Annotated in this window: 19 protein-coding genes and 1 pseudogene; 8 read left to right on the plus strand and 12 right to left on the minus strand. The window is 70.7% G+C overall.

From position 1 onward, the window contains the following. The first annotated feature begins 12 nt into the window (after positions 1-12). Complete coding sequence (locus T9R20_RS11585) at positions 13-906, plus strand: A/G-specific adenine glycosylase (RefSeq protein ID WP_322409462.1); 894 nt, start codon at positions 13-15, stop codon at positions 904-906. Here T9R20_RS11585 and rbfA read toward each other — a convergent pair. From rbfA to T9R20_RS11615, 6 genes and pseudogenes are all read right to left on the minus strand, one after another. After that, positions 878-1,309, minus strand: a complete 432-nt coding sequence (rbfA, locus tag T9R20_RS11590; RefSeq protein WP_322409463.1) for a 30S ribosome-binding factor RbfA — start codon at positions 1,307-1,309, stop codon at positions 878-880. The genes T9R20_RS11585 and rbfA overlap by 29 nt on opposite strands. Before the next feature lie 128 nt (positions 1,310-1,437). Then, positions 1,438-4,220 (minus strand): annotated as a pseudogene (infB, locus tag T9R20_RS11595) (translation initiation factor IF-2). 55 nt (positions 4,221-4,275) lie between these two features. Then, positions 4,276-4,548, minus strand: coding sequence for a YlxR family protein (locus T9R20_RS11600; RefSeq protein ID WP_322409464.1), 273 nt, complete (start codon positions 4,546-4,548; stop codon positions 4,276-4,278). A 34-nt stretch (positions 4,549-4,582) separates the two neighbouring features. Beyond that, entirely contained in the window at positions 4,583-5,572 is a 990-nt protein-coding gene (nusA, locus tag T9R20_RS11605) for a transcription termination factor NusA (protein WP_322409465.1), read from the minus strand. Between the two features lie 93 nt (positions 5,573-5,665). Further along, complete coding sequence (locus T9R20_RS11610; RefSeq protein ID WP_322409466.1) at positions 5,666-7,495, minus strand: lipase family protein; 1,830 nt, start codon at positions 7,493-7,495, stop codon at positions 5,666-5,668. A 45-nt stretch (positions 7,496-7,540) separates the two neighbouring features. Continuing rightward, entirely contained in the window at positions 7,541-9,613 is a 2,073-nt protein-coding gene (locus T9R20_RS11615; protein WP_322409467.1) for a PhoX family phosphatase, read from the minus strand. Positions 9,614-9,745: 132 nt separating this feature from the next. On the opposite strand from T9R20_RS11615, the gene T9R20_RS11620 reads away from it, so the two are divergent. Continuing rightward, positions 9,746-10,573, plus strand: coding sequence for a DUF1206 domain-containing protein (locus T9R20_RS11620; RefSeq protein WP_322409468.1), 828 nt, complete (start codon positions 9,746-9,748; stop codon positions 10,571-10,573). On the opposite strand, the gene T9R20_RS11625 is transcribed toward T9R20_RS11620, so the two are convergent. After that, on the minus strand, positions 10,560-12,359 hold the full coding sequence (locus tag T9R20_RS11625; RefSeq protein ID WP_322409469.1) for a proline--tRNA ligase: 1,800 nt from the start codon (positions 12,357-12,359) through the stop codon (positions 10,560-10,562). The two genes, T9R20_RS11620 and T9R20_RS11625, sit on opposite strands and share 14 nt — an antisense overlap. 98 nt (positions 12,360-12,457) lie before the next feature. On the opposite strand from T9R20_RS11625, the gene T9R20_RS11630 reads away from it, so the two are divergent. Continuing rightward, on the plus strand, positions 12,458-13,477 hold the full coding sequence (locus T9R20_RS11630) for a 1-aminocyclopropane-1-carboxylate deaminase (RefSeq protein WP_322409470.1): 1,020 nt from the start codon (positions 12,458-12,460) through the stop codon (positions 13,475-13,477). A 6-nt stretch (positions 13,478-13,483) separates the two neighbouring features. Here the strand turns inward: T9R20_RS11630 and ispG are convergent, their stop codons facing one another. Then, positions 13,484-14,635 (minus strand): flavodoxin-dependent (E)-4-hydroxy-3-methylbut-2-enyl-diphosphate synthase, encoded by a 1,152-nt coding sequence (ispG, locus tag T9R20_RS11635; RefSeq protein ID WP_322409471.1) that lies wholly within the window; start codon positions 14,633-14,635, stop codon positions 13,484-13,486. A 195-nt stretch (positions 14,636-14,830) separates the two neighbouring features. Between ispG and T9R20_RS11640 the strand changes: the two genes are divergently transcribed. Beyond that, entirely contained in the window at positions 14,831-16,789 is a 1,959-nt protein-coding gene (locus tag T9R20_RS11640; RefSeq protein ID WP_322409472.1) for an anthranilate synthase family protein, read from the plus strand. A 91-nt stretch (positions 16,790-16,880) separates the two neighbouring features. Here T9R20_RS11640 and T9R20_RS11645 read toward each other — a convergent pair whose 3' ends face one another. Further along, positions 16,881-18,209, minus strand: coding sequence for a site-2 protease family protein (locus T9R20_RS11645; RefSeq protein ID WP_322409473.1), 1,329 nt, complete (start codon positions 18,207-18,209; stop codon positions 16,881-16,883). Between the two features lie 108 nt (positions 18,210-18,317). Beyond that, the gene (locus tag T9R20_RS11650; protein ID WP_322409474.1) at positions 18,318-19,688 is read right to left on the minus strand and encodes an HNH endonuclease signature motif containing protein; all 1,371 of its coding nucleotides are present in this window, start codon (positions 19,686-19,688) and stop codon (positions 18,318-18,320) included. A 148-nt stretch (positions 19,689-19,836) separates the two neighbouring features. On the opposite strand from T9R20_RS11650, the gene T9R20_RS11655 reads away from it, so the two are divergent. The 3 genes from T9R20_RS11655 to T9R20_RS11665 all read left to right on the plus strand — a co-directional run bounded on the left by T9R20_RS11655 (position 19,837) and on the right by T9R20_RS11665 (position 22,955). Further along, positions 19,837-20,445 (plus strand): hypothetical protein, encoded by a 609-nt coding sequence (locus T9R20_RS11655; protein WP_322409475.1) that lies wholly within the window; start codon positions 19,837-19,839, stop codon positions 20,443-20,445. Positions 20,446-20,552: 107 nt separating this feature from the next. Continuing rightward, positions 20,553-21,248, plus strand: coding sequence for a DUF1775 domain-containing protein (locus T9R20_RS11660; RefSeq protein WP_322409476.1), 696 nt, complete (start codon positions 20,553-20,555; stop codon positions 21,246-21,248). A 51-nt stretch (positions 21,249-21,299) separates the two neighbouring features. Further along, on the plus strand, positions 21,300-22,955 hold the full coding sequence (locus T9R20_RS11665) for a UDP-N-acetylmuramoyl-L-alanyl-D-glutamate--2,6-diaminopimelate ligase (protein ID WP_322409477.1): 1,656 nt from the start codon (positions 21,300-21,302) through the stop codon (positions 22,953-22,955). Between the two features lie 25 nt (positions 22,956-22,980). On the opposite strand, the gene dxr is transcribed toward T9R20_RS11665, so the two are convergent. Together dxr and T9R20_RS11675 are read right to left on the minus strand one after the other, a co-directional pair. Next, positions 22,981-24,069, minus strand: coding sequence for a 1-deoxy-D-xylulose-5-phosphate reductoisomerase (gene dxr / locus T9R20_RS11670; RefSeq protein WP_322409478.1), 1,089 nt, complete (start codon positions 24,067-24,069; stop codon positions 22,981-22,983). Positions 24,070-24,105: 36 nt separating this feature from the next. After that, the gene (locus T9R20_RS11675) at positions 24,106-25,059 is read right to left on the minus strand and encodes an FKBP-type peptidyl-prolyl cis-trans isomerase (protein WP_322409479.1); all 954 of its coding nucleotides are present in this window, start codon (positions 25,057-25,059) and stop codon (positions 24,106-24,108) included. Positions 25,060-25,274: 215 nt separating this feature from the next. On the opposite strand from T9R20_RS11675, the gene T9R20_RS11680 reads away from it, so the two are divergent. Beyond that, entirely contained in the window at positions 25,275-25,985 is a 711-nt protein-coding gene (locus tag T9R20_RS11680) for a lysophospholipid acyltransferase family protein (RefSeq protein ID WP_322412167.1), read from the plus strand. Positions 25,986-26,091 lie beyond the last annotated feature (106 nt).

Here is a 26,091-nt window from a genome sequence, read left to right on the forward strand (position 1 = left end):
AGGCTGATCGGCATGCCCGACCTCGCCGCGCCGCTGATCGCGTGGTACCGCGACGCGGCACGCGATCTGCCGTGGCGACGGCCCGGCTTCCCCGCGTGGGGGACGCTGGTGTCGGAGTTCATGCTGCAGCAGACGCCGGTGGCCCGGGTCGTTCCGCACCTGGAGGCATGGCTCGCACGCTGGCCGACCCCTGCGAGCCTCGCCGAGGATCCCCCCGCGGAGGCGGTGCGGCAGTGGGCGAACCTCGGCTATCCGCGGCGGGCGCTGTGGCTGCACCGCGCGGCCACCGAGATCCGCGACCGGCACGGGGGCGTGGTCCCCCGCGACGTCGACGCGCTTCTCGCGCTCACCGGCGTCGGCGACTACACCGCCCGGGCGGTGGCGGTGTTCGCCTACGGCGAGCGGCACCCGGTGGTCGACACCAACACCCGCCGGGTCCTCGCGCGAGCGGTGGAGGGTCGATCCCAGCCCGGCGCGCCGTCGCGTCGCGATCTCGCCGCCATGGCCGAGATCCTCCCGCCCGACGACGAAGCCGCCGCGACCGTCAACGCGGCGGCGATGGAGCTCGGGGCGACCGTCTGCACCGCACGGGCACCCCGCTGCGACGTCTGTCCGCTGGCGGCGACGTGCGCATGGCGCGCCGCGGGCTTTCCCGACACCGGCGACGGTCGCCGCCGTCAGGCCCGGTACGAGGGCAGCGACCGGCAGGCGCGCGGGGCGGTGCTGAAAGTCCTGCGCGACGCCGATCACGAGGTTCCTCTGGAGGCCGTGATGCCGGACTGGCCGGATCCTCTCCAGCGCGACCGGGCGATCGACTCCCTCGTGTCGGACGGCCTCGTCGAGGCATCCTTAGGGATGCTGCGCCTTCCCGGGTCGGTCAGTCCTCGTCGTCCTCGCGGGGCTTGATGTAGGGGTCGGCCTCTCCGGCATAGGAGGCGGAGGACGCCAACCCTGCCACTTCGGCGTCGCGCTCGCGCGCCTGACGCAGAAGGTCCTCGATGTGGCCGGCATTCTCGGGAAGGGCGTCGGGGATGAACTCCAGCGTCGGGGTCAGCCGGACGCCGAGGCCGCGGCCCACCTCGCTGCGGAGCAGTCCGGTGGCCCGGCGCAGAGCCTCGCCGGACGCCAGGCGGGCCTCCTCGTCGCCGAGGACGGTGTAGAACACCGAGGCGTGCTGGAGGTCGCCGGTCACCTTGACATCGGTGATCGTGACGAATCCCAGCCGCGGGTCGCGCAGACCCTTCTCCAGCCGCTCGGCGATCAGCACCTTGATGCGGTCCGCCAGTCGGGCCTGTCGTTCCCCTGCCATCCTTCTCTCCCTCTCTTGTCGCCCCGTGTGCGTGCGCACTGGGGCGGCCGAGAGGGATGCCCCTCCGACGGCCGGGGACCCGCAGATCCCGTTCGCCGGTGAGGCATCCCTCGCCGCAGCGTGGCGTGTCAGCCGCGCGGCTTCTCCACCATCTCGGTGGTCTCGATCTCGTCGCCGATCTGGATGTCGTTGAACTTGCCGAGACCGATACCGGCCTCGAAGTCCGTGCGCACCTCGGTGACATCGTCCTTGAACCGGCGCAGCGATTCGATCGCCAGGCCGTCGGCCAGCACCACGCCGTCGCGGATGACCCGAGCCTTGGCGTTGCGCGTGATCGTTCCCGACCGCACGATGACACCGGCGATGTTGCCGAACTTCGAGGAGCGGAACACCTCGCGGATCTCGGCGACACCGGACTGCACCTCTTCGAACTCCGGCTTGAGCATGCCCTTGAGAGACTGCTCGACGTCGTCGATCGCGTTGTAGATGACCGAGTAGAACCGCACGTCCACACCCTCGCGGGCGGCGCGCTCACGCGCCTTCGTGTCGGGGCGGACGTTGAATCCGATCACGATCGCATTGTCGATCGTGGCCAGGTTGATGTCCGACTCGGTGATCGCGCCGACGCCGCGGTGGATGATACGCAGCTGGACGCTGTCGTCGACCTCGATCTTCAGCAGCGACTCCTCCAGCGCCTCCACGGCACCGGACACGTCGCCCTTGATGATGAGGTTGAGCGACTCGACCTTGCCCTCTTCCAGCGCACGGGTGAAGTCCTCGAGCGAGATGCGCTTGCGGGCCTTCGCCAGGGCGGCGTTGCGCTCCGCGGCCTCGCGCTTCTCGGCGATCTGGCGGGCGGTGCGGTCCTCCTCGGTGACGATGAAGACGTCGCCGGCGCGGGGCACGGAGTTCAGTCCCTGCACCTGCACCGGACGCGAGGGGTAGGCCTCTTCGACCGGCTCGCCGTTCTCGTCGATCATCGCGCGGACGCGGCCGTACGCCGTTCCCGCCACGATGGCATCGCCGACCCGGAGGGTTCCGGACTGGATGAGCACCGTCGCGACCGAACCACGGCCCTTGTCGAGCTTGGCTTCGATGGCGACACCGCGAGCGGCCTTGTTGGGGTTGGCGGTGAGGTCCAGCCCCGCATCGGCGGTCAGCAGCACCGCGTCCAGGAGGTCCTGGATGCCGATGTTGTTGCGCGCCGACACGTCGACGAACATCACGTCGCCGCCGTACTCCTCGGCCACCAGACCGTACTCGGTGAGCTGCTGACGGACCTTGGCGGGGTTCGCCTCGGGCTTGTCGATCTTGTTCACCGCGACCACGACCGGCACGTTCGCCGCCTGGGCGTGGTTCAGCGCCTCCACCGTCTGCGGCATGATGCCGTCGTCGGCGGCGACCACGAGGATCGCGAGGTCCGTGACCTGCGCACCACGGGCACGCATGGCGGTGAACGCCTCGTGACCCGGGGTGTCGATGAAGGTGACGGCGCGCTCGATGCCATCGTGCTCGGTCCACACCTGGTAGGCACCGATGTGCTGGGTGATGCCACCGGCCTCGCCGGCGACCACGTTCGTCTGACGGATCGCGTCGAGCAGTCGCGTCTTACCGTGGTCGACGTGACCCATGACGGTCACGACCGGAGGACGGATCTCGAGGTCCTCTTCGCTCTCGGCCTCGAGTTCGGCATCGAGGTCGAGACCGAAGCCCTCGAGGAGCTCCTTGTCCTCGTCCTCGGGCGAGACCATCTGGATCTTGTAACCCAGCTCCTCGCCGAGAACCTCGAAGGTGGCCTCGTCGAGCGACTCGGTGGCCGTGGCCATCTCGCCCAGGTTGAACAGGATCGTCACGAGTGTGCCGGGCTGGACGGTGTAGCCGCGCAGGGCTTCGAGCTTGTCCGCGAAGTCGGCGATCGATGCACCGCGACGCAGGCGGATGATCTCGCCGTTGCCCTTCGAGACGTTGATGCCGCCGACGACCGGCGCCGACCGCATCTCGAATTCCTGCCGCTTCGCCCGACGCGACTTGCGCTGCTTCGACTTTCCGCCGCCCTTGCCGAAGGCGCCGGCGGTGCCGCCGCCGGGCCCGCGACCGCGGCCACCGCCGCCACCGGGGCGACCGGCGAAGCCGCCGCCCGCGGGAGCGCCGGGACGGAATCCGCCGCCGCCGGCACCGCCGGGACGACTGGGACCGCCCGGACGCTGCTGGAAGGGGGCGCCGGGACGACCGCCGCCACCGGGACGACCCGCGCCGCCGGGACGGGGGGCACCCGGACGCGGAGCGCCCGGACGCGGCGCCTGCGGCCGCGGGATGTTACCCGGGGTGGGGCGCTGGCCCATCCCCTGCTGCGAGGAGAAGGGGTTGTTCCCCGGACGCGGGCCCGCGGGGCGCTGGCCCATCCCCTGCTGCGAGGAGAAGGGGTTGTTCCCCGGGCGCGGGGCGCCGGGACGCGGGGCAGCTCCCCCCGGCCGCGGTGCGGGCGGGTCGGCGCGGCAGGGGACGGCGCGGGAGCGGACGAGGAAGGGGCCTCGGGTGCCGCCGCAGCGGGACGCTCGGCCGCGGGGGCCGGGGCGCCGGGGGCCGCGGGCCGCGGCGACGACTGCGGAGCAGCCGGGGCCGCGGGCGCCGGAGCGGCGGGCGCGGGAGCTGACGGCTTGGCCGAGGTCGCGGGACGTGAGGGGCCGGGGCGGCCCGCCGGGCGGGCGGGCGCGGTCTTGGTGTCGCCGGCCGCGGGGGCCGGGGCACCGTCCGCCTGCAGAGCAGCGCGGAGCTTGCGAGCCACCGGGGGCTCGATGGTCGACGAGGGGCTCTTGACGAACTCGCCGAGTTCCTTCAGCTTGGCCAGAGCGACCTTGCTGTCGACGCCGAGTTCGGAAGCGATCTCGTGCACGCGTGGTTTGGCAGCCACAATTCTCCTGTCTAGGCCTACCCAGACAGGGCAGGCCGTTAGTCGCGGACGGGTCTCATTTCGAGCCGTTCACTTTTTTTCCATAGCCGTTCAGCCGTTTCTCGAGGGCTTTCGTGTCAGGCGCACCTGACACCCGCAATGCGCGAATGAATGCGCGGCGCCGCACCGCGGCATCCACGCACTCCTGCGTGTCGTGCACCCACGCGCCCCGCCCCGGCATCGACGCCCGTTCATCGCAGACGAGAACGGAATCGATGGCGACCACTCTCAGAAGGGTGGCCCGGGGAGCACGCGCGCGGCATCCGACGCACATTCGTACGGGTTCCATGGTACACCTCGACGGGCCTCGGCCCGGTGCCGGATCAGCCCTCTTCCAGGATCGAGTCGGGTTGGATGTCGATCTTCGCGCCCGTCAGCTTCGCCGCGAGACGCGCGTTCTGGCCCTCCTTGCCGATCGCCAGCGAGAGCTGGTAGTCGGGGACGAGCGCACGGACAGCCTTGCTGTTCGCATCGAGGATGAAGCTGGAGGTCACCTTCGCCGGAGACAGGGCGTTCGCGACGAACTTCGCCAGTTCGCCGTCCCAGTCGACGATGTCGATCTTCTCGCCGCCGAGCTCTTCGGTGACGGCCCGCACGCGCCGACCGAGTTCGCCGATGCAGGCTCCCTTGGCGTTGACCGTCGGGTCATTGGCCTTGACCGCGATCTTCGTGCGATGGCCGGCCTCGCGGGCGAGGGACACGATCTCGACGAGGCCGCCGGCGATCTCGGGCACCTCCAGGGCGAAGAGCTTGCGAACGAGCCCCGGGTGGGTTCTGGACACCGTGATCGAGGGGCCCTTGGTGCCCTTCGTCACCGAGGTGACGTAGACGCGCAGCCGCGCTCCATGGGCGTAGTCCTCGCCCGGGACCTGCTCCTCGGGGGGGAGGATCGCCTCGACGGTGCCGAGATCGACGTGGACCATGCGAGGGTTGGGACCCTGCTGCACGACGCCGGCGACGATGTCGCCCTCCTTGCCGCGGAACTCCCCCAGCACCGCGTCGTCGGCGATGTCGCGCAGGCGCTGGCTGATGACCTGCTTGGCGGCGAAGGCGGCGATGCGGCCGAAGTCGTCGGGAGTGGTCTCCTCCTCGCCGATGACCGCGCCCTCGTCGTCGGTGAGCGGCAGGTAGACGGCCACGTGACCGGTCTTGCGGTCGATCTGCGCGCGGGCGCCCGGAGGCAGCTCGCCGGTGGCGGAGGAGTGCTTGGCGTAGGCGGTCAGAATGGCCTGCTCGATGATGCGCAGCAGCTCGTCGAAGGGGATCTCCTTCTCCCGTTCGATGGTGCGCAGCAATCCGAGATCGATGTCCACGATGCCCTCTCCTCTATTCAGCTCTCTCCGGCATCCAGCCGCTCCGGAATCCTTCCTACGGTACCCGATGGGCCGCCGGCGGGTGTCGGAGGGTCACCGCGCGCAGTCGTCGCGATCGAGGTCGCGCAGCTGGAATCGCTCGTCGCTCCAGCGCACGAGCACGGGGAGGAAGCGCGAGCCGGGGAGAAGGATCTGCAGGTGCTCGTAGTCGTCGTAGACCAGGGTGCGCAGGCTATTTCCGGCGGCGCAGGAGCGGGCGACGAAGTTTTCCTGCAGGGAGGGAGGGATGACCTCGTCGGCACTCCCCCACGCCAGGAGCACCGGCATCTCCCACGGCCCAGACGCCGCGTTGGCCTCGAGGCGGTCGCCGAGCGGCCCGGCGGTGAGATCGCTGGCGTAGAGCGGGTTGTCGGCCGAGACGCCGAGGGCGGCGGCGACCGAGACCACGACACCCGGCTCGCTCGGGCACCGCTGGGTCATCTCGCGGACGATGGGCGCGGCTCCCGGAGCGAGGTACCGCGACAGCTCGATGTCGTCGTAGGTGTCGGAGTAGGGCAAAAGCACCCACGAGATGAGGATCGCGAGGAGCGCGTTCGGTTCGCCCGAGATGAGCTCTTCGGCCAGTTCCCGCGGCTCCGCGGCCGGGGCGAGAGCCGCCACTCCGAGGACGTCCACGTCGGGGGCGTAGTCGTCGGCGATCTCCGCGGCCCACAGGGCCGCGTGCCCGCCCTGCGAATGGCCCCAGGCCATCGTGCGCTTGGACAGGATCAGGTCGTCGATCTCGCGTGCGGCCAGCACCGCGTCCAGCGACGACCGCGCCTCACCGGTGCCGATGAGGTACGGGAAGACGCCCGGGGCACCCTGGCCGGAGTAATCGGTGGCGACGACCACCCAGCCCTTGGCGAGCGCGTCCTCCAGAGCCGGTATCGCCCATCGCGTGGCGGCGTCGTCCCGGAGACTGGGAGCGCATCCCCGGGCGACCCCGGTCGTGCCGTGGTGCCACATGACCACAGGGCGCGCACCGCGCGGCGGGTCGATCGGAGAGATGACGAGGCCGCTTGCGACGGCCGGCTGCCCCGCGGCATCCCTCGTCGTATACAGGATCCGCTTCACCTCGCCGCCCGCCGGAGCGCGGCCCGAGTAGTCGTCCACGCGGATGAGCCGGCCATGGTCGTACGGCACGACCTCGGGCGGGGTGTAGAAGGCGTCGACGACCGGAGCGCCGTCCCGGAGCCACTCGTTCACCCCCCACCCACCGGCGCTGACCACCACCAGCAGCACCGACAGCGCGTAGCGCCCCGCCGCCTGCCATCCGCGCAGACGCCGTGACTCGCGCGGCGACCGGTCACCCGCCGTGCGCTCACGCGACGACAGCGCCGCCTGGCGGACGACCCGGATGAGCTGGGTCGCCCCGAACACGATCGTCCGGATCCCGAAGACGACGGCGACGACGAGGACCGTCACGTCGGGCCAGGTCAGGGCGAGGATCCCGAACACGATCTGGGTCGCGCCCCAGGCCGCCGACAGAACGCGCTCGCTGGCGCGACCCCGCAGGGCGGCATCGGCGAGCGAGGCCAGGCCGCCGACGAAGAGCAGCACAGCGATCGCTGCGGGGAGGATCTGAAGCGCTCCCCGCAGACCCAGCAGGATGCCGAGGCCGAACGCCACCCAGACGATCGCCAGCACGCGCGAGAGCCAGCGCGGCTCGCGCGGGCGGACCACCTCGGCGATCCCCGTGGCCACCGCGCTCAGGGCCACGTAGATCGCCAGGAGCACCAGCGAGGTGAGCGGCCGCGTGACCACGAGCAGTCCGAGCAGCAGGGCCCCCGCGCCGACCACCACCGACACCCATGGCGGGGCATGGGTCGCGAAGTGGGCGAGCGAGCGCCACCGGATGCGGCGCGGGGTCGGGGGTGCGCTCACCCGGGCCAGCCTATTCGCCCGGGCAAGTGGCTTCGACTGCGGTGGTCAGGCGCGCATGACCTGGACCACCGACGGGCGCGGGGCGTCGGCGACATCGCCTGCCGCAGTCGAACCGTAATCGGGGAAGAGCGAGGTCGGCGCCTCGAAGGTGCCGTTCTCACCGGGGTGCTGCACGGCGACGAACACCATGCCCTCCTCGTCCCGGATCACCGGGCCGCAGGTCTCGGCATCGCGCGGGACGGCGAGGAACTGCTGGACGCGACCGCGCTCCGCGCCCTCGAGGGGAACCTTGAACAGGCCGTCGTTGCGACCGATCGTGCTCGGCGCGCCGTCCGTGGAGATCCAGAGGTCGCCCGCGGAGTCGAAGGCGAGGTTGTCGGGGCACGAGATCGGCGAGACCTGATCCCGCGGGAACCCGGCGAAGTAGGCGGGTGCGAACGTGGCGGGGTCGCCGCAGACGAGCAGGATGCTCCAGCCGAACGTCGTGCCCGCCTGTCCGCCGGTCTCGGTCAGCTCGATGACGTGGCCGAAGCGGTTGCCGGTGAGGGGGTTCGCCTCGTCGACGGGGGCTGTCGGGCCGCCGCGCTGGGAGTTGTTCGTCAGCGCGACGTAGACCTTCCCCGTCTTCGGGTTCGGCTCGACGTCCTCGGGGCGGTCCATCTTGGTCGCCCCCACCCGATCGGCCGCGAGCCGCGTGTACACGAGCACCTGGTCGATGCTCATCCCCGGGACCGCGCTCTGCCCGTTCCGGGTGAGCGGGATCCACTCCCCGGTACCGTCGAACGCCCCGTCGGCGGGGAGGGTGCCGGATCCATCGATCTCACCCGCGGGCGAGTCGCCGCGGAAGCGGGCGACGTAGAGGTCGCCGTCCGAGAGCAGCTGGCGGTTCTTCCGGCGCGACGCCGTCATCCGATTGCGGGAGACGTACTTGTAGAGATAGTCGTTGCGCTCGTCGTCGCCCATGTACGCCACGACCCGCTTGTCGGGGGCGAGGATGACGTTCGCCCCCTCGTGCTTGAAGCGCCCCATCGCGGTGTGCTTGACGGGTGTCGAGCGCGGGTCGTCGGGATCGATCTCGACGATCCAGCCGAACCGGTTCGGTTCGTTGACGTAGCCGGGGTCGTTGGCGTTGAAGCGCGGGTCGTAGGTCTCCCATCCGGTGGAGGTCGACGTCGTGGCGTTCGCCTGATAGCGGCGCTGCTCGGGCGTGCTCGCGTTCCACGCGAAGTACCCGTTGAAGTTCTCCTCGCCCGAGAGCACCGTGCCCCACGGCGTCGTCCCGCCCGCGCAGTTGCCGAGCGTGCCGCGGACCCAGCGCCCCTCGGCGTCGGCGGCGGTCTTCAGCAGCGGCGACCCGGCCGCGGGTCCGGTCAGCTCGAACACGGTCTCGACGGTGATGCGACGGTTGCGGCGGCCGTCCACCCGGTATCCCCAGGGCTCACCGGCGCGACGTCGCTCGAGCTCGACCACCGACATCCCCTGGGCCGCTTTGTAGATGTCGCCGCGACGGCGCAGCTCCGCGGGATCGGTCGACGGCGGGAACATGATCGTCGGATTGACGTACTCGTGGTTGCAGACGAGCACCCCGCGACGGCGGTTCGGCTCGGCGATGATGTCGAGGTAGTCGCAGTTGTAGCCGAACTGGGCGGCCTGCGCCTCGGGGGTCTGCGCGTCGATGTCGAACACCGGTGCCGAGGAGAACAGGGGGTCGCCCCACCGGATGACGGGTCGCCACGCGTACCCGTCGGGCACCGTGAACGCGTCGACCGAGGCGTCGACCGGCGCGATGGGGGTGAACGGCAGGCCGCTGCTCCCGCCTCGCGCGAAGGAGGCGCCGGGCAGCGCCGCTGCCCCCTGACCCGCAGCCGCGGGCGCCGATACGGGAACATCGCGAAGGCTGCTGACGGCGAGCGTGATCGCCGCCGCGGCGCCGAGACCCAGGACCGCGCGGCGCGACAGCGCGGCGGACGCGATGTCGCGGAAGTGCTCGTTGTTCGACGTGTTGCACTCGGGACCCACGCACGCGTTCGCGCACTTGAACTGGCAGGTGACGGCGGAGCGCTTCCCCCGCACGTGGTCTGCCATGGGCAGCGGGCGACGGTTCTCGATCAATGACATCGCATCCTCCTCGGTGAGAGGTCGAGCGTCGCTCTCGAGGGCGAACCCGGAGCGTCATCGAGGTGAACGGCGGGAGACCAGCCCATGAGACTGCTTTCATCTGGCGGCAGCCCCGGCCGCTACGCTGGGGCGATGGGTGCGGTGACCGAAGCCCGAACCGCAGCACACGCCGTCGAGGATGCCGAGTGGTTCCGGGTTCTCGCACGGTCCGGGTACGTCGCCAACGGGGTCGTCCACCTCATCCTGGGTGTTCTGACACTGGCGGTCGCAGTCGGCTCCGACGGGGCGAGCGACCAGACCATGGTCTTCCGGGCCATCGCCGCCGCCCCGCTGGGGTTCGCCGCACTGTGGGCTCTCACGGTCGGCTTCTCGGCGCTGGGACTCTGGCAGCTCGTGCAGAGCGTCCTGATGCGCCGCCGCGGCGATGAGATGCGCGCGGCCGTGTGGGGCCGGCGCCTCGGCGCCTGGGGTCAGGCTCTGGTCTTCCTCGCCCTCGGACTCATCGCCGCGGCCGTGGCGCTGGGCGCACGCCCCGACGCCGAGGCGACCGCGGAGGATCTCAGTTCGGTGCTCCTGGAGATCTGGGGCGGTGCGGTGGTGCTCGGCCTGACCGGCCTGGGCGTCGCGATCGGCGGCGTCTCTTTCCTCGTGATGGGCGTGCGGAGAAGCTTCGAGAACCGGATGACGCTCCCCGACGGCCGGCTCGGGACGACGATCCGGGTGCTCGGGATCGTCGGCTTCGTCGCGAAGGGGGTCGCGCTCACGATCGTCGGGATCCTGCTGCTCATCGCGACGGTGAGCGCGGACGCCGACGTGGCAGGGGGACTCGACGGCGCGGTGCAGGCGCTCTTCCGCCTGACCCTCGGTCCGTACCTCGTGGCGGCCGTGGCTGCCGGTCTGGTCTGCTACGGCGTGTTCACCGTCTTCCGGGCGCGGTACGCCCGGCTCACCTGGCGGTGAGTCGCGCGAGCGCCGCCTCCACGTCCATGACCTGACGCTCGCCGGTCGCGCGGTTCCACACTTCGACGTCGCCGGCGGCGGCGTCGCGCCCGGCGATGACGATGTGCGGCACGCCGACAAGCTCGGCGTCGGCGAACTTCACTCCGGGTGACACCTTCGGCCTGTCGTCGTAGAGCACCTCGCGACCCGTGGCCTCGAGGCGCGCGGCGATGTCGTCGGCGAGGGCGTAGGCCGCGGCATCCTTCCCCGTCGCCACGACGTGCACATCGAACGGCGACACCGACTCCGGCCAGATGAGGCCCTTGTCGTCGTTGTTCAGCTCGGCCAGGATCGCGAGGATGCGGGTGACGCCGATGCCGTACGAGCCCATCGTCACGGTGACGAGCTTGCCGTTCTCGTCGAGCACTTTCAGCCCGAGCGTCTCGGCGAAGAAACGCCCGAGCTGGAAGACGTGGCCGATCTCCATGCCGCGGGCCAGCGACACCGGGCCCGAGCCGTCGGGGGCCGGGTCGCCGGCGCGCACGGACGCGACATCCACCACGCCGTCGCCGGCGAAGTCACGACCGGCGACGAGCGAGTGCACGTGCTTCTCGTGGATGTTGGCGCCGGTGATCCAGCTGGTGCCGTCGACGACGCGGGGATCGAGCAGATACCGGATGCCGCTGGCCGACTCCTCCCCCAGTATCGGCCCGGTCTCGGACCACGGTCCGATGTAGCCCCGCACGAGCTGGGGGTTGCGTGCGAAGTCGGCGTCGGTGGCGGCCTCGACCTCGGCGGGCGCGAAGGCGACCTCGACGCGCTTGTCGTCGACGTCGCGATCGCCCGGAATGCCCACCACGACGAGTTCGCGGGTTCCGTCGAGGTGCGTGAGGGCGAGCACCACGTTCTTGAGCGTGTGCGCCGCCGTCCACTGCGTGGCATCGGCGGTCGCGGGCCCCGCGATCCCGGGCGCGGGCGCGTCGAGGTGCGCGTTGGCGTGATCGACCAGCGTCTGGATCGTCGGGGTGTCCGGAGAGTCGAAGATCACCGGCGCGGGAAGCCCATCGATCGGGAGCGGCGCGGGCGCGATCGTCTCGAACGCCTCGACGTTGGCGGCGTAGCCCCCTTCCGAGCGCACGAAGGTGTCTTCGCCGACCGAGGTGGGGTGGAGGAACTCCTCGCTGCGGGCGCCGCCCATCAGGCCGTTGTCGGCCTGCACGATCACGTACTCCAGCCCCAGGCGCTGGAAGATCCGCTCGTACGCGTCGCGCTGCGCCTGATACGAGACATCGAGACCGGCGTCGGTGTAATCGAAGGAGTAGGCGTCCTTCATGGTGAACTCGCGCCCTCGGAGGAGCCCCGCGCGGGGGCGAGCCTCGTCCCGGTACTTGTCCTGGATCTGGTAGATCGACAGCGGGAGGTCCTTGTACGAGGAGTACAGGTCCTTCACGAGGAGAGTGAAGAGCTCCTCGTGGGTGGGCGCCAGCAGGTAGTCCGCGTCCTTGCGGTCCTTCAGCCGGAAGATGCCGTCGCCGTAGGCCTCCCACCGACCGGATTCGCGATACGGGTCGGCGGGCACCAGGGCGGGGAAGTGCACCTCGTACGCCCCGATGGCGGCCATCTCCTCGCGGATGATGTTCTCGATCCGGGCCTTCACGCGCAGACCCAGCGGCAGCCAGGCGAAGATGCCGGGCGCCTGGCGGCGGATGTACCCCGCACGGACGAGGAGGCGGTGACTGGTCACCTCGGCGTCGGCGGGGTCTTCGCGGAGCGTGCGGAGGAAGAAGTGCGAGAGACGGGTGACCACGAGCGACAAGTCTAGGGCGGGAGGGCGAATGTCCGAGTCGGATTGCTGAATGCAATATATTGCAAGGAGTCCCGTAGACATCTCGACGAAAGGCTCCCGTGAAGCTTCACGACTTCCCCCGGCATCCCCTCACCTTCGGACCGAGCCCCCTCCAGCCCCTCAGGCGACTGACGCAGCATCTCGGTGGCGCCGAGATCTGGGCCAAGCGTGAGGATGTCTCCAGCGGCCTCGCTTTCGGCGGCAACAAGATCCGCAAGCTCGAGTACATCGTCCCGGACGTCCTGGCCTCGGGCGCCGACACCCTCGTCTCGATCGGGGGGTACCAGTCCAATCACACCCGCCAGGTCGCCGCGGTGGCCGCGCACCTCGGACTGAAGGCGCGGTTGGTCCAAGAGAAGTGGGTGCCGTGGGATGACCCGGTGAACGACAGGGTCGGGAACATCCTGCTCTCTCGGATGATGGGCGCCGACTCGCGCCTCGACGACGCCGGGTTCGATATCGGCATCCGCGACTCGTGGAAGCAGGCCCTGGCGGAGGTGGAGGCAGGCGGCGGCACCCCTTACCCGATCCCGGCGGGCGCCTCCGAGCATCGGCTGGGAGGGCTCGGCTTCGCGAACTGGGCCTTCGAGGTCGCCGAGCAGGAGAAGGCGCTGGGCGTGTTCTTCGACACGATCGTCGTCTGCACGGTGACGGGGTCCACCCACGCGGGGATGATCGCCGGGTTCGCGGCTTTGGAAGAGCTGACCGGCGTCCGCCGACGGGTCGTCGGCATCGACGCCTCCGCGACGATCGACAAGACGCGCGACCAGGTGACGCGGATCGCCCGGAACACCGCAGAGCTGATCGAACTCGGCCGCGACCTGCGGGACGACGAGATGCAGGTGCTCGAGGGGTGGGCGGGAGACCTGTACGGCATCCCGGTCGAGTCGACGATGAACGCCATGGCGCTCGGGGCGCAGCTGGAGGCGATGATCACCGACCCGGTCTACGAGGGCAAGTCGCTCGCAGGGCTCATCGATCTCGTGAAGGGCGGCGACATCCCCGCGTCATCCACGGTCCTCTACGCGCACCTGGGCGGCCAGCCCGCGATCAACGCGTACCACGCGCTCTGGAGCTGACGCGCGTCAGGTCGTGACGACCTGCGCCGTTCCCAGCGGGGCGTCGGGGCCCATCTCGTCGGCGATGCGATTGGCCTCCTCGATGAGGGTGGCCACGATCTCGGACTCGGGCACGGTCTTGATGACCTGACCCTTGACGAAGATCTGACCCTTGCCGTTGCCGGAAGCCACACCCAGGTCGGCCTCGCGCGCTTCGCCGGGGCCGTTGACGACGCAGCCCATCACCGCGACGCGCAGCGGCACGGTCATGTCCTTGAGGCCCTCGGTCACGTTGTCGGCGAGCGAGTAGACGTCGACCTGGGCGCGCCCGCACGACGGGCACGAGACGATCTCGAGCTTGCGCTCGCGGAGGTTGAGCGACTGCAGGATCTGGTGGCCGACCTTGACCTCTTCGGCGGGAGGCGCCGAGAGCGAGACGCGGATCGTGTCGCCGATACCCTCCCCCAGCAGGATGCCGAACGCTGTCGCGCTCTTGATCGTGCCCTGGAAGGCTGGCCCCGCCTCGGTCACACCGAGGTGCAACGGCCAGTCGCCCCGCTCGGCGAGGAGGCGGTAGGCCTTGACCATCACGACCGGGTCGTTGTGCTTGACCGAGATCTTGAAGTCGTGGAAGTCGTGCTCCTCGAACAGCGACGCCTCCCACACGGCGCTCTCGACAAGGGCCTCGGGGGTGGCCTTGCCGTACTTCTCCAGCAGTCGCGGGTCGAGCGACCCGGCGTTCACGCCGATGCGCAGTGACACGCCCGCGTCACTGGCGGCCTTGGCGATCGCGCCCACCTGGTCGTCGAACTTACGGATGTTGCCGGGGTTCACCCGCACGGCGCCGCAGCCGGCGTCGATCGCCTGGAAGACGTACTTCGGCTGGAAGTGGATGTCGGCGATGACCGGGATCTGGCTCTTCTTGGCGATGATGTGCAGCACGTCGGCGTCGTCCTGGGACGGCACCGCTACGCGCACGATCTCGCAGCCGGATGCCGTCAGTTCGGCGATCTGCTGGAGCGTGGCGTTGATGTTGGTCGTCGGCGTCGTGGTCATGGACTGGACGCTCACGGGGGCGTCGCCGCCGACCAGCACCTTTCCGACGCGGATCTGCCGAGTCTTGCGGCGGGGGGCGAGGACCTCGGGCACACGAGGCATACCGATGTTCACAGCAGGCACGGATTCAGCCTACGCCGCGCGGGTGGGCCGGGGTGGGAAAACCCGCTCCCCCGTAGGTCGCGGCGGCGGTGTGGTAGGTTCGCCGCATGTTGGCGCACTGGTGGCTCACCGCGTAGGCGGTGGTGTTCGCGCGACATCCGACCGCCTCCGGGCGGTCTTCTTCGTAGGGTGACCGCCCCCTGACGAAAGACCGAGATGACCGGCTTCCCCCACGACCTGTTCGCCGAGCTCGCCCAGGGCGCCCTCCCCTTCGCCCTCATCGCGCGCGACGCCGAGACCGTGGAGCTGCTGACCGGCGATGTCGCCGATGTCGACCTCCTCGCCGACATCCCCCTCGTCGATGCCGCGGGCGTCCCCCGCGAGGTGCTCGCCCTCGTGCCCTTCCGCCAGGTGCGCGAGCGCGGATTCGCCTGTCACGACGACGGCGCGCCGCTCCGCTGCCTGACGGTGACGGGGCGCACCGTGTTCTCGCGGGTGGAGGCCCTCGCCCAACTGCCGAGCGCTCCGGTCGCCCTGCAGGGCGCCGGTTTCGACATCGACGACGAGGCGTACGCCGACATCGTCCGGCGCGTCATCGCCGACGAGATCGGTCGCGGCGAGGGGGCGAACTTCGTCATCCGACGAGATTTCACCGCTGTCGTCGACGCCGACCCCGTGACCACCGCACTGACGTGGTTCCGGGCCCTGCTCGAGCATGAGCGCGGGGCCTATTGGACGTTCGCGGTGGTGACTCCCGGTCATATCGCCGTCGGAGCGAGCCCCGAGGCGCACGTCAGCGCGCGCGACGGGGTGGTCACCATGAACCCGATCTCCGGCACCTTCCGCCATCCGGTGGGTGGAGCGACCGTCGAGACCCTCACCGAGTTCCTGCGGTCGACCAAAGAGACCGAGGAGCTCTTCATGGTCGTCGACGAAGAGCTGAAGATGATGAGCGCGGTGTGCTCCGACGGCGGCCGCATCACGGGCCCGCATCTGAAGGAGATGTCGCGCCTCACCCACACCGAGTACGTGCTGCGCGGGCGCAGCCGCCTGGATCCGCGCGAGATCCTGCGCGAGACGATGTTCGCTCCGACGGTGACCGGCTCCCCCATGCAGAACGCCTGCACCGTCATCACCCGCCACGAGGCCTCGCCCCGGGGCTATTACTCCGGGGTCGCCGCCCTCTTCACCCCGCGCACCGACGAGATCCTCCGCGGAGAGTCCACGCACGACCTCGATGCGCCGATCCTGATCCGCACGGCCTACCTCGCTGACGGCCGCCTGCGCGTCCCGGTCGGGGCGACGCTGGTGCGCCACTCCGATCCGTACGGCGAGGTGGGCGAGACCCACGGTAAGGCCGCCGGGGTTCTCGGCGCGATCGGGGCGATCCCGCGCGATCGCCCCGCCCCGGCCGTGCTGCCGGTCGCCGCCGCGATCGATGAGGATGCCCCCGCCGCCGCTGCGCGGCCGCTCGGGTCCGACCCCGAGATCGCGTCGCTCCTGGCCTCGCGCAACGCCCGGCTCGCCGCCTTCTGGCTGAACCCGCAGGCGGCCCCCGAGGGCGGTGGGCCCTTCGCGGGCCGCTCCGCGATCGTCGTCGACGCCGAGGACCGCTTCACCACGATGCTCGCCCACCAGCTGCGCCATCTCGGACTCGACGTCGCGATCGTGCCGTGGGGTCGGGTGTCGGACGAGCAGATCGACGACGCCGAACTGGTCGTCTCCGGCCCCGGGCCGGGCGACCCGCGCGACCCATCCACCCCCCGGATGCGACGGATGCGCGAGGTGGTCGCCCGCCGCCGCGCCGAGGGTCGCCCCCTCGTGGCGGTGTGCCTCAGCCATCAGATCCTCGCCGACGGCCTCGGCATCGCGCTCGTTTCTCTCGACAAGCCCCACCAGGGCCTGCAGAAGACTGTGGACGTCTTCGGAGAGCAGGCATCCATCGGCTTCTACAACACCTTCACCGCGCGGGTGCCTGCCGGCACGACCCGAATCGACGCGACGGGGGCGCAGGAGGTCCAGGTCGCCGCCGACCCGGTCACCGGCGACGTCTTCGCGCTCCGGGGCCCCGGGTTCGCCTCCATCCAGGGTCACCTGGAGTCGATCCTCTCCCGAGACGGAATGCTCACGCTGGAGCGTCTGGTCGCCGCCGCGCTCTCCCCGGTCACCGCCTGAGCCTCACCGGTCACCGCCTGAGCCTCGACGGTCACCGCCTGAACGCCCCGCCCCCGGCGCCCAGCCCGCGGCGCCCGGCCCCGGACTCCGGTCAGCCGAACAGCGAGATCGGGTTCAGGATGTCGGCGAGGATCAGCGTGCCGCCCATCACGAGGAGGGCGATGAAGACGACGAAAGTGACGGGGACGAGCCTCGTGGCATCGACCGGCTTCGGGGGCGGCCGGCGGAACAGCTTCGCCCAGGCCCGCTTGATGCCGTCCCAGAGGGCGACGACGACATGTCCGCCGTCAAGTGGCAGGAGCGGCAGCAGGTTGAAGGCGAACAGAGCGACGTTCAGCGACGCCAACAGCGACAGGAACCCGGCGACACGGTTGAGGATCGGTGCCTCGGCAGCGGCGACCTCGCCGGCCAGCACACCGACACCGACCACGCTGAGGGGACCGTCGGGGTCGCGTTCCTCGCCGGTGAACAGCGTCGTGGCGGTGTCGTAGATGCGCACCGGGAGCTGCCAGATCACCCCGGCGACGGCGCCGACGTTCTCGATCGCGAACTGCGGGCCGGCCCAGATGGGCTGCTGGACGTAGGCAGACGACGGCGCGATGCCCGCGAAGCCCACCTCCTCGGTGACCGGATCGCCGGAGGCCTCCCTCACGAGCCGTCCGGCGTCGTCGTAGACCTCCCGCTCGGCGGTGGTGGGAACCACCTGGAGCGTCTGCTCCTCACCGTCCCTGAGCACCACGACCGAGAGCGTATCTCCCGGGGACGAGCGGATGATCTCGGATGCGTCAGCGAAGATCTCGATGGGCGTCCCGTCGATCGAGACGATCTCGTCGCCCGGCTCGAAACCGGCTGCCGCGGCCGGTGCCGCGGGATCGGAGGCCTCGCACGTCGTGCGCTCCGCCGACGCGGGGATCACGCATTCATTGACGGTCTGGACGGTGGTCGTCGACGTCTGCACACCGATGCCCGAGAGCAGGATGGCGAACAGCACGATCGCGAACAGGAAATTCATGATCGGTCCGCCGAGCATGATCACGATCCGCTTCCAGACCGGCAGCTTGTAGAACACCCGGCGGTCGTCGTCGCCGTCGAGGGTCTCGTCGTTCGCCGCCCGCGCATCCTGGACCATCGTGGCGAAGAAGCCACCGCCGGCCCGTCCGCCTCGCTCGGCGCTCTTGGGCGAGGGCGGGTACATGCCCGCCATCGAGATGTAGCCGCCGAGGGGGATGGCCTTAACGCCGTACTCGGTCTCGCCGATGCGACGCGACCACAGCGTCGGTCCGAAGCCGATCATGTACTGGCCGACGCGCACCCCGAACCGTTTGGCCGGCCACAGGTGTCCGAGCTCATGGAGGGCGATGGAGACGGCGAGGCCGACGACCATCAGGACGATGCCGATGACGAACGCGAAGACCTCCACGGCACTCACGCTATACCCGGGTTCTTTGAGTCCGCCGTGGGTCCACGGCGGGGGCCTTCGTCGCCGCGACGCTCACTTCGCACGATGCTCATTCCGCTCCCTGCTCATTCAGAAGGGGGCGACGGCGAGTTCGCCGTCGTCGGTGGGGACGAATGCGACGCGTGAGGGTGGATGACTCTCGTATGTCTTCCCGCCGGGACTAGTGAACGTCAGGACCCCGCCGGGGAGTTGCTCGACATGCCAGTTCGTCGCGTGTTTCAGCGTGTGGTGTCGGGCGCATTCGTTGCAGAGGTTGTCGTTGGAGGTCGGTCCGCCCAGTGCGAAGTCCCGGGAGTGGTCTTTGTCGCAGAGTTTGGCGGGTCTGCGGCATCCGGGTGTTCGGCAGGTGACATCCCGGGCGTTGAGGAACCTCGTCTGCGACGGATGGGGCACGTAACGGTCGACCGCGGTGACCACGCCCGTGATGGGGTCGGTCATCACCCGATCCCAGACCCTCGCCGTCCCCGCCATCCGCCTGGCGGTCTCCGGGTCGACCGGGGTGACCCCGTTCAACTCCGCCCCGGAGTTCGTCACCCCGGTGAGGGTGGTGATCGGGATGGTGATCTGCACTTCGGCGGTGATGGCGCCGAGTCCGCCCTTCGCCCCATCGGTGGGGTCGATCGTGGGGGACCCGGTGAGGAGCATGTCCAGGGCGAGGTCGCAGCGGATCTCGTCCAGCGACCGGTCATCGAACCACAGCTCATCACCGTCGGTGGACTCGTTGGTGTCGACGCCGCTCGCTTCGGCTTCGGCCTGCTTGGCGGCGTGCTCGCGTCGCTTGGCGCGATCGACGTCCTTGATGGTGGTGCCCTGCCCGGTGAGCCGGTGGTACACCCCGTGGATGTACACGTTGCTGCCCAGGATGGTGAGGGTCGACATTGCGTCGTCGAGATCGGTGACCCACACACGCCTCTCCTTCACCGCCTTGTCGTGTCGTTCCTGCAACGGACGGGGGTCCAACACCGCCGCGCGCTGGATGGCGTACTTCTTCGTCCGCGGCACGCTCTGCCGCTCCGCCTCCACGAGCACGATCCGCTCGAACGCCGCCCGATCGACCGGGTCCTCGATGACCCGGCCGGCGTCCTGGATCACCTGCGCATGCGCCCTGGTCACCCGCCCCTCCGAAAGAGCTTCCATCGTCGCCGGGAACAACTCCACCAGCTCGTACGCGTCGTGCATCTGGGTCTGCATCGACCGGTCGTTCACCCTGACCGCCATCCCCAGCTCGAGCGCCATTGAACGCAGCGGGATGTCCCGCTCCCGCGAGGACACCGACCCGATTCGTGACCGCTGCTCCAACGTCAACGCATACGCGTCCGCGAGCAGCCGCGTCTTCTTCGCCTCCAACACCGCCCGACGCCGACGCAACCGAGCCAGCTCATCCGCGAACACCCCGGCACGCTTGTCCTCCGCCCGCCGCCGCTTCTCGTCCGCGTCCACTCAAACCCCGTCCCGATGACCTACCAGAATCATCGCAGAGGGTTCCGACATTGATGATTCTTCCTTCATCCACATATCGAATCTTTATTCGCATCCGATGTCCCTTTCCTCACGCCGAATGCCGACGGCGTAGCCTGTTACCGCCGAGATGGCGAGCCCCGAGGAGAACATGAGCCCCCGACACCTGCGCGCCGGCCGGGCCGTCGCAGCCGCCACCGCGGCCACGGTGATCGCCGGGACCTCGCACACCCTCGCTGCGGAGGGCCCTCCCCCGCTCGTCCTGTTGGTCATCGCGGCGGTACTGGCCACCCCGGTCGCGCTGGTGCTCATCGGCCGTCGGCCGAGCCTCGTTCGCACACTCGTCACGGTCACCGCGGCTCAGGCCGTCTATCACGTGGCGTTCGCGCTCGCGGGCACCGGTTCGTCCTCCGACGCCGTCGCCCCTGCGGGGCACCTCCACGACGCCGCGCTTCCCCTGGCTTCGGGCGCCGTCGCGACCGTCCCCGACGCCCCGATGCTCTTCGCCCACGGCCTCGCCGCGATCCTCACGGCGCTTCTCCTCCACCACGGAGAGCGGATGCTGCGAGCCCTCGGGCGCGGCATCCGCACCCTTTTCACCGGTGCCCGTCCGCTCCTCACGCTTCCACGCGTCGCAGTCCCCCGCCTCGGGATCGACCGGCCCGCGTGGAGTCTTCACGTCCGATCGGCATCGGGCTGTTCTTCCCGGGGTCCCCCGCCACTCGTCGCGGCCGCCTGAGGCTGCGACGACTGCACACCGGTGCGAGATCGCGCCGGTGACCCACGCGCGCGCCCGCCGACCCGGCGGCGCGCCATCGACCCTGCGTGAAAAGGAAAGAATCCGCAATGACCGCTTCTGCTTCCCGCCGAACGCCCCTCGTGGCGACCGGCTCCCTCCTCGGCCTCGCCCTCGTGCTGGCCGCTCCCCTCGCCGCGTCCGCGCACATCGGCGTCTCGCCCGAGGTCGCTCCCGCCGGCACCCGGACGACCCTGCACTTCTCGTTCTCCCACGGGTGTGAGGACTCACCCACGACGACGCTTGCCGTCGACATCCCCGAGGAGGTCGCCACAGCGACCCCGGTGGTCGACGGCGAGTGGACGATCACCCGGGACGTGGGTGCCGACGGCGTACCGACCCGGGTGACATTCACCGCCGACGAGCCCATCGAGTCCGGCCTGCGCGCCTCGGTCGCGCTGGACGTCACCTTCGCGGAGGCCTCGACGGGCGCCACCGTCGCGTTCCCGGTCGAGCAGACCTGCGTCACCGGCTCGACCGCGTGGAACGAGGTGGCCGAGGCCGGAGCGGAGGAGCCGGAGCATCCGGCCCCTGTCGTCCTGGTCTCCGCCCCCGAGGACGGCGTCGCGTCAGAGCATGGCGCATCGCATGGGGGCGCTGCGTCGGAGAATCCCGCCGAAACACCCGCAGCGACCGAGCAGACCGGCACGGACGATCCGGTCGCCCGGGGGCTGGCCGCGGCGAGTCTCGCCACGGGTGTCGGCGCCCTCGTGGTAGCCCTGTGGCGGCGACGCGCGCGGAGCTGATCCCGACCGGATCACGGTCTCGGCCGAAGCCGGTGAGAGGATGGATGCGCCATGCCGACGGATGACGCCCCCCACCTGCCCCCCGTGCTTCGGCCGGACCACCCGCCCGTGCACCGCGTGAGCGACCTCGCCGAACGGTTCGCCCGCCGTGTCAGCGGCGACCCCGGCGACACGACCCTCACGGGGGTGACCCTCGCCACCGCCGACCTGCGGCCCGGCGATGTCTTCGTCGCCGTTCGGGGCGTGAACCGCCACGGCGCCGAATTCTCCGCCGACGCCGCCGCACGCGGCGCGGTGGCGGTGGTGACCGACGAGGACGGCGCGGCGCTCGCCGCGGCATCCGGTCTCCCCATCCTGGTCGTCGACGACCCGCGCGCGGTCCTCGGCGCCGTCTCGGCGTGGGTGTACGGCACAGGCCGGGACGACCGCCTGCCCCTCCTGTTCGGCACCACCGGCACGAACGGCAAGACGAGCGTGTCGCATCTGCTCGAGGGGATGCTCGACCAGCTGGGCGTCGTCACCGGACTCTCCTCGACGGCGGAGCGCCACATCGCCGGGCACGTGGTGGTCTCGCGCCTGACCACCCCCGAGGCATACGAGATGCACGCGCTGCTGGCCCTCATGCGGGAACGGGGCGTCCAGGCCGTCGCCGTCGAGGTGAGTGCGCAGGCGCTCAGCCGGCGCCGCGTCGACGGCATCGTCTTCGACGTGGCGGGATTCACCAACCTCAGCCACGATCACCTCGACGACTACGCCGACATGACGGAGTACCTCGAGGCGAAGCTGCCGCTCTTCACCGCCGAGCGGGCGCGGCGCGCGGTGGTCTCGCTCGACTCCCCCGCGGGTGTGGACGTCGTCGCGCGGTCGGAGGTGCCGACGCTGACCATCGGGACCCCGGCCATCGCCGCCGACCCCGAGGCGGCGGCACGTGCGGAATGGGTCGTCGAGATCGTCGAGGAGCGCCAGCAGGGCACCCGATTCCGGCTGTCGTCGAAAGACGGACGGACGCTCGAGACCGTCGTCCCGGTCATCGGCCAGCACATGGCCGCCAACGCCGGACTCGCGATCGTCATGCTCCTCGAGGGCGGCTACACGTGGGATGACCTCGTCTCGGCCTTCCACCGCGACGGCGGGATCCGCGCCTACCTGCCGGGCCGCACTGAACTCGTCTCGGGCGATCGAGGCCCGGCGGTCTTCGTCGACTTCGGCCATTCCCCCGACGCGTTCGAGAAGACCCTCGCCGCGGTGCGGCACGTCACCCCCGGCCGCGTGCTGATGCTCGTCGGCGCCGACGGCGATCGCGACGCCACCAAGCGGCTCGATATGGGGCGGACCGCCGCCGAGGGCAGCGACATCCTCGTCATCACCGACCACCATCCTCGCCATGAGGACCCCGACGCGATCCGCGCGACCCTCATCGAGGGGGCGCGCCGCGCGAAGCCGGACGCCGAGATCCACGAGTACTCCCCGCCCGAGCGCGCCATCCGCGAGGCCGTGGCCCTCGTCGGCGAGGGCGACGCCATTCTGTGGGCAGGCCCCGGGCACCAGGACTATCGCGACATCCGGGGTGTGCGCACCCCCTACTCCGCGCGAGAGCTCGCCCGACGGGCCCTCGCCGCCCGGGGATGGCCCGTGCCCGCGTCGCGGTGGCCGGTGCCGTACCCGGCCGACAGCACGCCGTCATCCGATCCCCTCCGCCCCGCCTGAGAGGACGGAGGGCGCGGAGCGGCCGTCAGCGCGCCGCGATCAGCTCGTCGGCGACGCGGCGCGCCCAGCTCTCGGCATCGGCCAGCGACTCGCGCGTGAGCGCCGCGGGCGCCTCGTGGCGGTCGACGACGTCTACGACGAGGTCGACGATGTCGAGGAACCGCAGTCGGCCCTCGTGGAAGGCGTCGACGGCCTGCTCGTTCGCGGCGTTGAACACCGCGGGGTAGGTCGCCCCGGCCATCCCGACCCGCTTGGCCAGCCGCACGGCGGGGAAGGCGTCCTCATCCAGCGGCTCGAAGGTCCACTGGGCCGCGCGGGTCCAGTCGATCGGCGCCCCGACGCCCGCCACGCGCTGCGGCCAGTCGAGGCCCAGGGAGATGGGAAGGCGCATGTCGGGCGGTGACGCCTGGGCGATCGTCGACCCGTCGACGAACTCGACCATCGAGTGCACGACCGACTGCGGGTGGACGACGACGTCGATCGCGTCGTAGGGCACCCCGAAGAGGAGGTGCGCCTCGATGACCTCGAGGCCCTTGTTCACCAGCGTGGCGGAGTTCGTGGTCACGACCCGCCCCATGTCCCACGTCGGGTGGGCCAGGGCCTGCGCCGGCGTGACGTCGGCCAGTTCCGACCGAGACCTCCCGCGGAACGGACCGCCCGAGGCGGTCAGCACGAGGCGGCGCACCTCGTCGTGGGTACCGGCGCGCAGCGCCTGCGCGATCGCGGAGTGCTCGGAATCGACGGGCACGATCTGCCCGGGCGCGGCGAGCGCCGTGACGAGCTCGCCGCCCACGATGAGCGACTCCTTGTTGGCCAGCGCCAGGGTGCGACCCGTCTCGAGCGCGGCGAGCGTCGGCCCGAGCCCTACCGAACCGGTGATGCCGTTGAGCACGACATCGACCTCGACGTCGCGGACGAGCTGCTCCGCCTCTGAGGCGCCGAGGGCGCACGCACTCTCGGCGACCCCGAACTGCGCCGCCTGAGCGGCCATCAGTTCGCGGCGGCTACCTGTCGCCAGACCCGCCACCTCGAAGCGGTGGGGATTGGCGGCGATGACCTCGAGAGCCTGCGTGCCGATGGAGCCGGTGGAGCCGAGGACGAGGATGCGCCGCATCCGGTCAGCCTATCCGCGCGACATCCGGCAGCGGGGTCAGGGCGCGGTCGTGGCCGCGACGTGCTGGACGCCGAGGATGTCGACGACGAAGACCAGGGTCTCCTCCTGGAGTTCGTTGCCCTCGACGGCGCCGTAGCCGAACTCCGGCGGGATGACCGCGAGCACCTGCGACCCCACGGTCTGACCCTCCAGGGCCTGGCGGAACCCGTCGACGACTCCGGTCGTCTGGAACGACGCCGGAGTGCCCGCCTCCCAGCTGGAGTCGAACACCTCGTTGTCCGACCACTTCACGCCGGTGTACTGAACGAGCACGGTGTCGCCGGGCTCGACCGTCTCGCCGTCGCCCTGCTTCAGCGTCGCGAGCTCCACCGCGGTGGGGGCATCGGCGTCGGGGACCGTGATGGTCGGCTCGCCGTCCTCCGCCAGCTCCACCTCGGGAAGCCCCTCGGGCGCGGGCTGCTCGGTGCCCCAGGCGGCATCGGGGACCGTTTCGAGGAAGTCGAAGACGTAGACCTCGCCGCCGTTGGTCTCGGTCGCGGGGAAGGTGGCGACGACGCGGGTACCGGGCGTCGCGCACCCGAGGACCTGGCCGATGGGGTTGTCGGCGGAGATCTGCTGCGGCAGGAACTGTCCGGGCTCGTAGTTGAGCGACCCGAGTTCCTCGCCGGTGTCGGCGCTGAAGGCGGTGAAGGCGATGTTGACCAGCTCGCCGGCCGCGACGGGATCGCCCTCGCCCTCGGTGACCACGGTGCTCTGCAGCTCGGAGATCTCCAGCGGCGCGGTGAAGACGGCCTGCGACGCAGCGCCCGGCTCACCCTCGACCGTGACCGACTCGGATGCCTCGCCCGACGGAGCAGCGGCGTCGCAGAGGTCGGCGACCTGCGCCGACGGCGATCCGGTCGCGTCGGGCGCACCGCCGCCGGAGCACGACGTCAGCAGGAGGAGCGACACAGCGGTGACGGACAGGGCGGCGATCGAACGAATGCGCACAGAAACCTCAGGGTCGAGGGACGAAAGGACCTCCCCATCCTGGCCTACGTTTCCTCTGTCTGGGCTGAGAGGTCCCGACCGGCCCCGAGCGCAGCGTGGCACGGGCGGGGATGCCGACGGCGGAATGAGAGCGAGAGTACCCTCGTCTGGTGACGTCCGAGGCAGCCAGCGATCTCTCCCCCGGGGACCCCGACGCGCCTTCGCATTCCATCGGCATGACCTATGCGACGGGGCGGATGGTGATCGCGCCGCTGGGCCGACTGATCTACCGCCCGAAGATCGAGGGCAAAAGCAACGTTCCCCGCCAGGGACCGGTCATCTTCGCCAGCAATCACCTGTCGTTCATCGACTCCATCGCCATCCCCGTCGCCGCTCCCCGCCCGGTGCACTTCCTCGCCAAGGCGAGCTACTTCGAGGGGTCGGGGATCAAGGGCTGGATGTCGCGGGAGTTCTTCCGCGCCATCGGCGCCATCCCGGTCCAGCGCGGAGCCGGTCAGGCCGCGCTCGACGCACTGGAGCAGCAGCGGCTGCTGCTGGCCGAGGGGCGCGCGGTTGCTCTGTACCCGGAGGGCACGCGCTCGCTCGACGGGAGGCTCTACAAGGGCCGCACGGGCGTCGCGTTCCTGGCGCTCGAGACCGGCGCGCCCGTCGTCCCCGTGGGGCTGATCGGAACGGACCGCGTCATGCCGGTGGGCGCGAAGCGCCCGTCGCTGTCGGAGCGCATCACCGTGCGGTTCGGCGCACCGCTGGATCTGTCCCATCACGGTGCGGCGTCCTCGGGGCGAGCTCGCCGCGGGGCGACCGACGAGATCATGTCGGCGATCCACGCTCTCAGCGAGCAGGAGCTCGCCGGCCAGTACAACGAGGTGCCCGCGCAGAACCCGATCGAGCGCATCAAGCAGGTCCTTCCGCACGAGCGGCTGTAGCGCGCGGCGCGTAGCGGCGGCGCGGTGGTGCGGCGGCGCGGTGGTGCGGCGGCGCGGTGGTGCGGCGGCGCGGTGTGCAAGCGGCCCGCTCAAGGCGCCGGCTGTC

Origin of the sequence: Microbacterium invictum (genome assembly GCF_034421375.1) — a bacterium.
GTDB classification, from domain to species: Bacteria; Actinomycetota; Actinomycetes; order Actinomycetales; family Microbacteriaceae; genus Microbacterium; species Microbacterium invictum_A.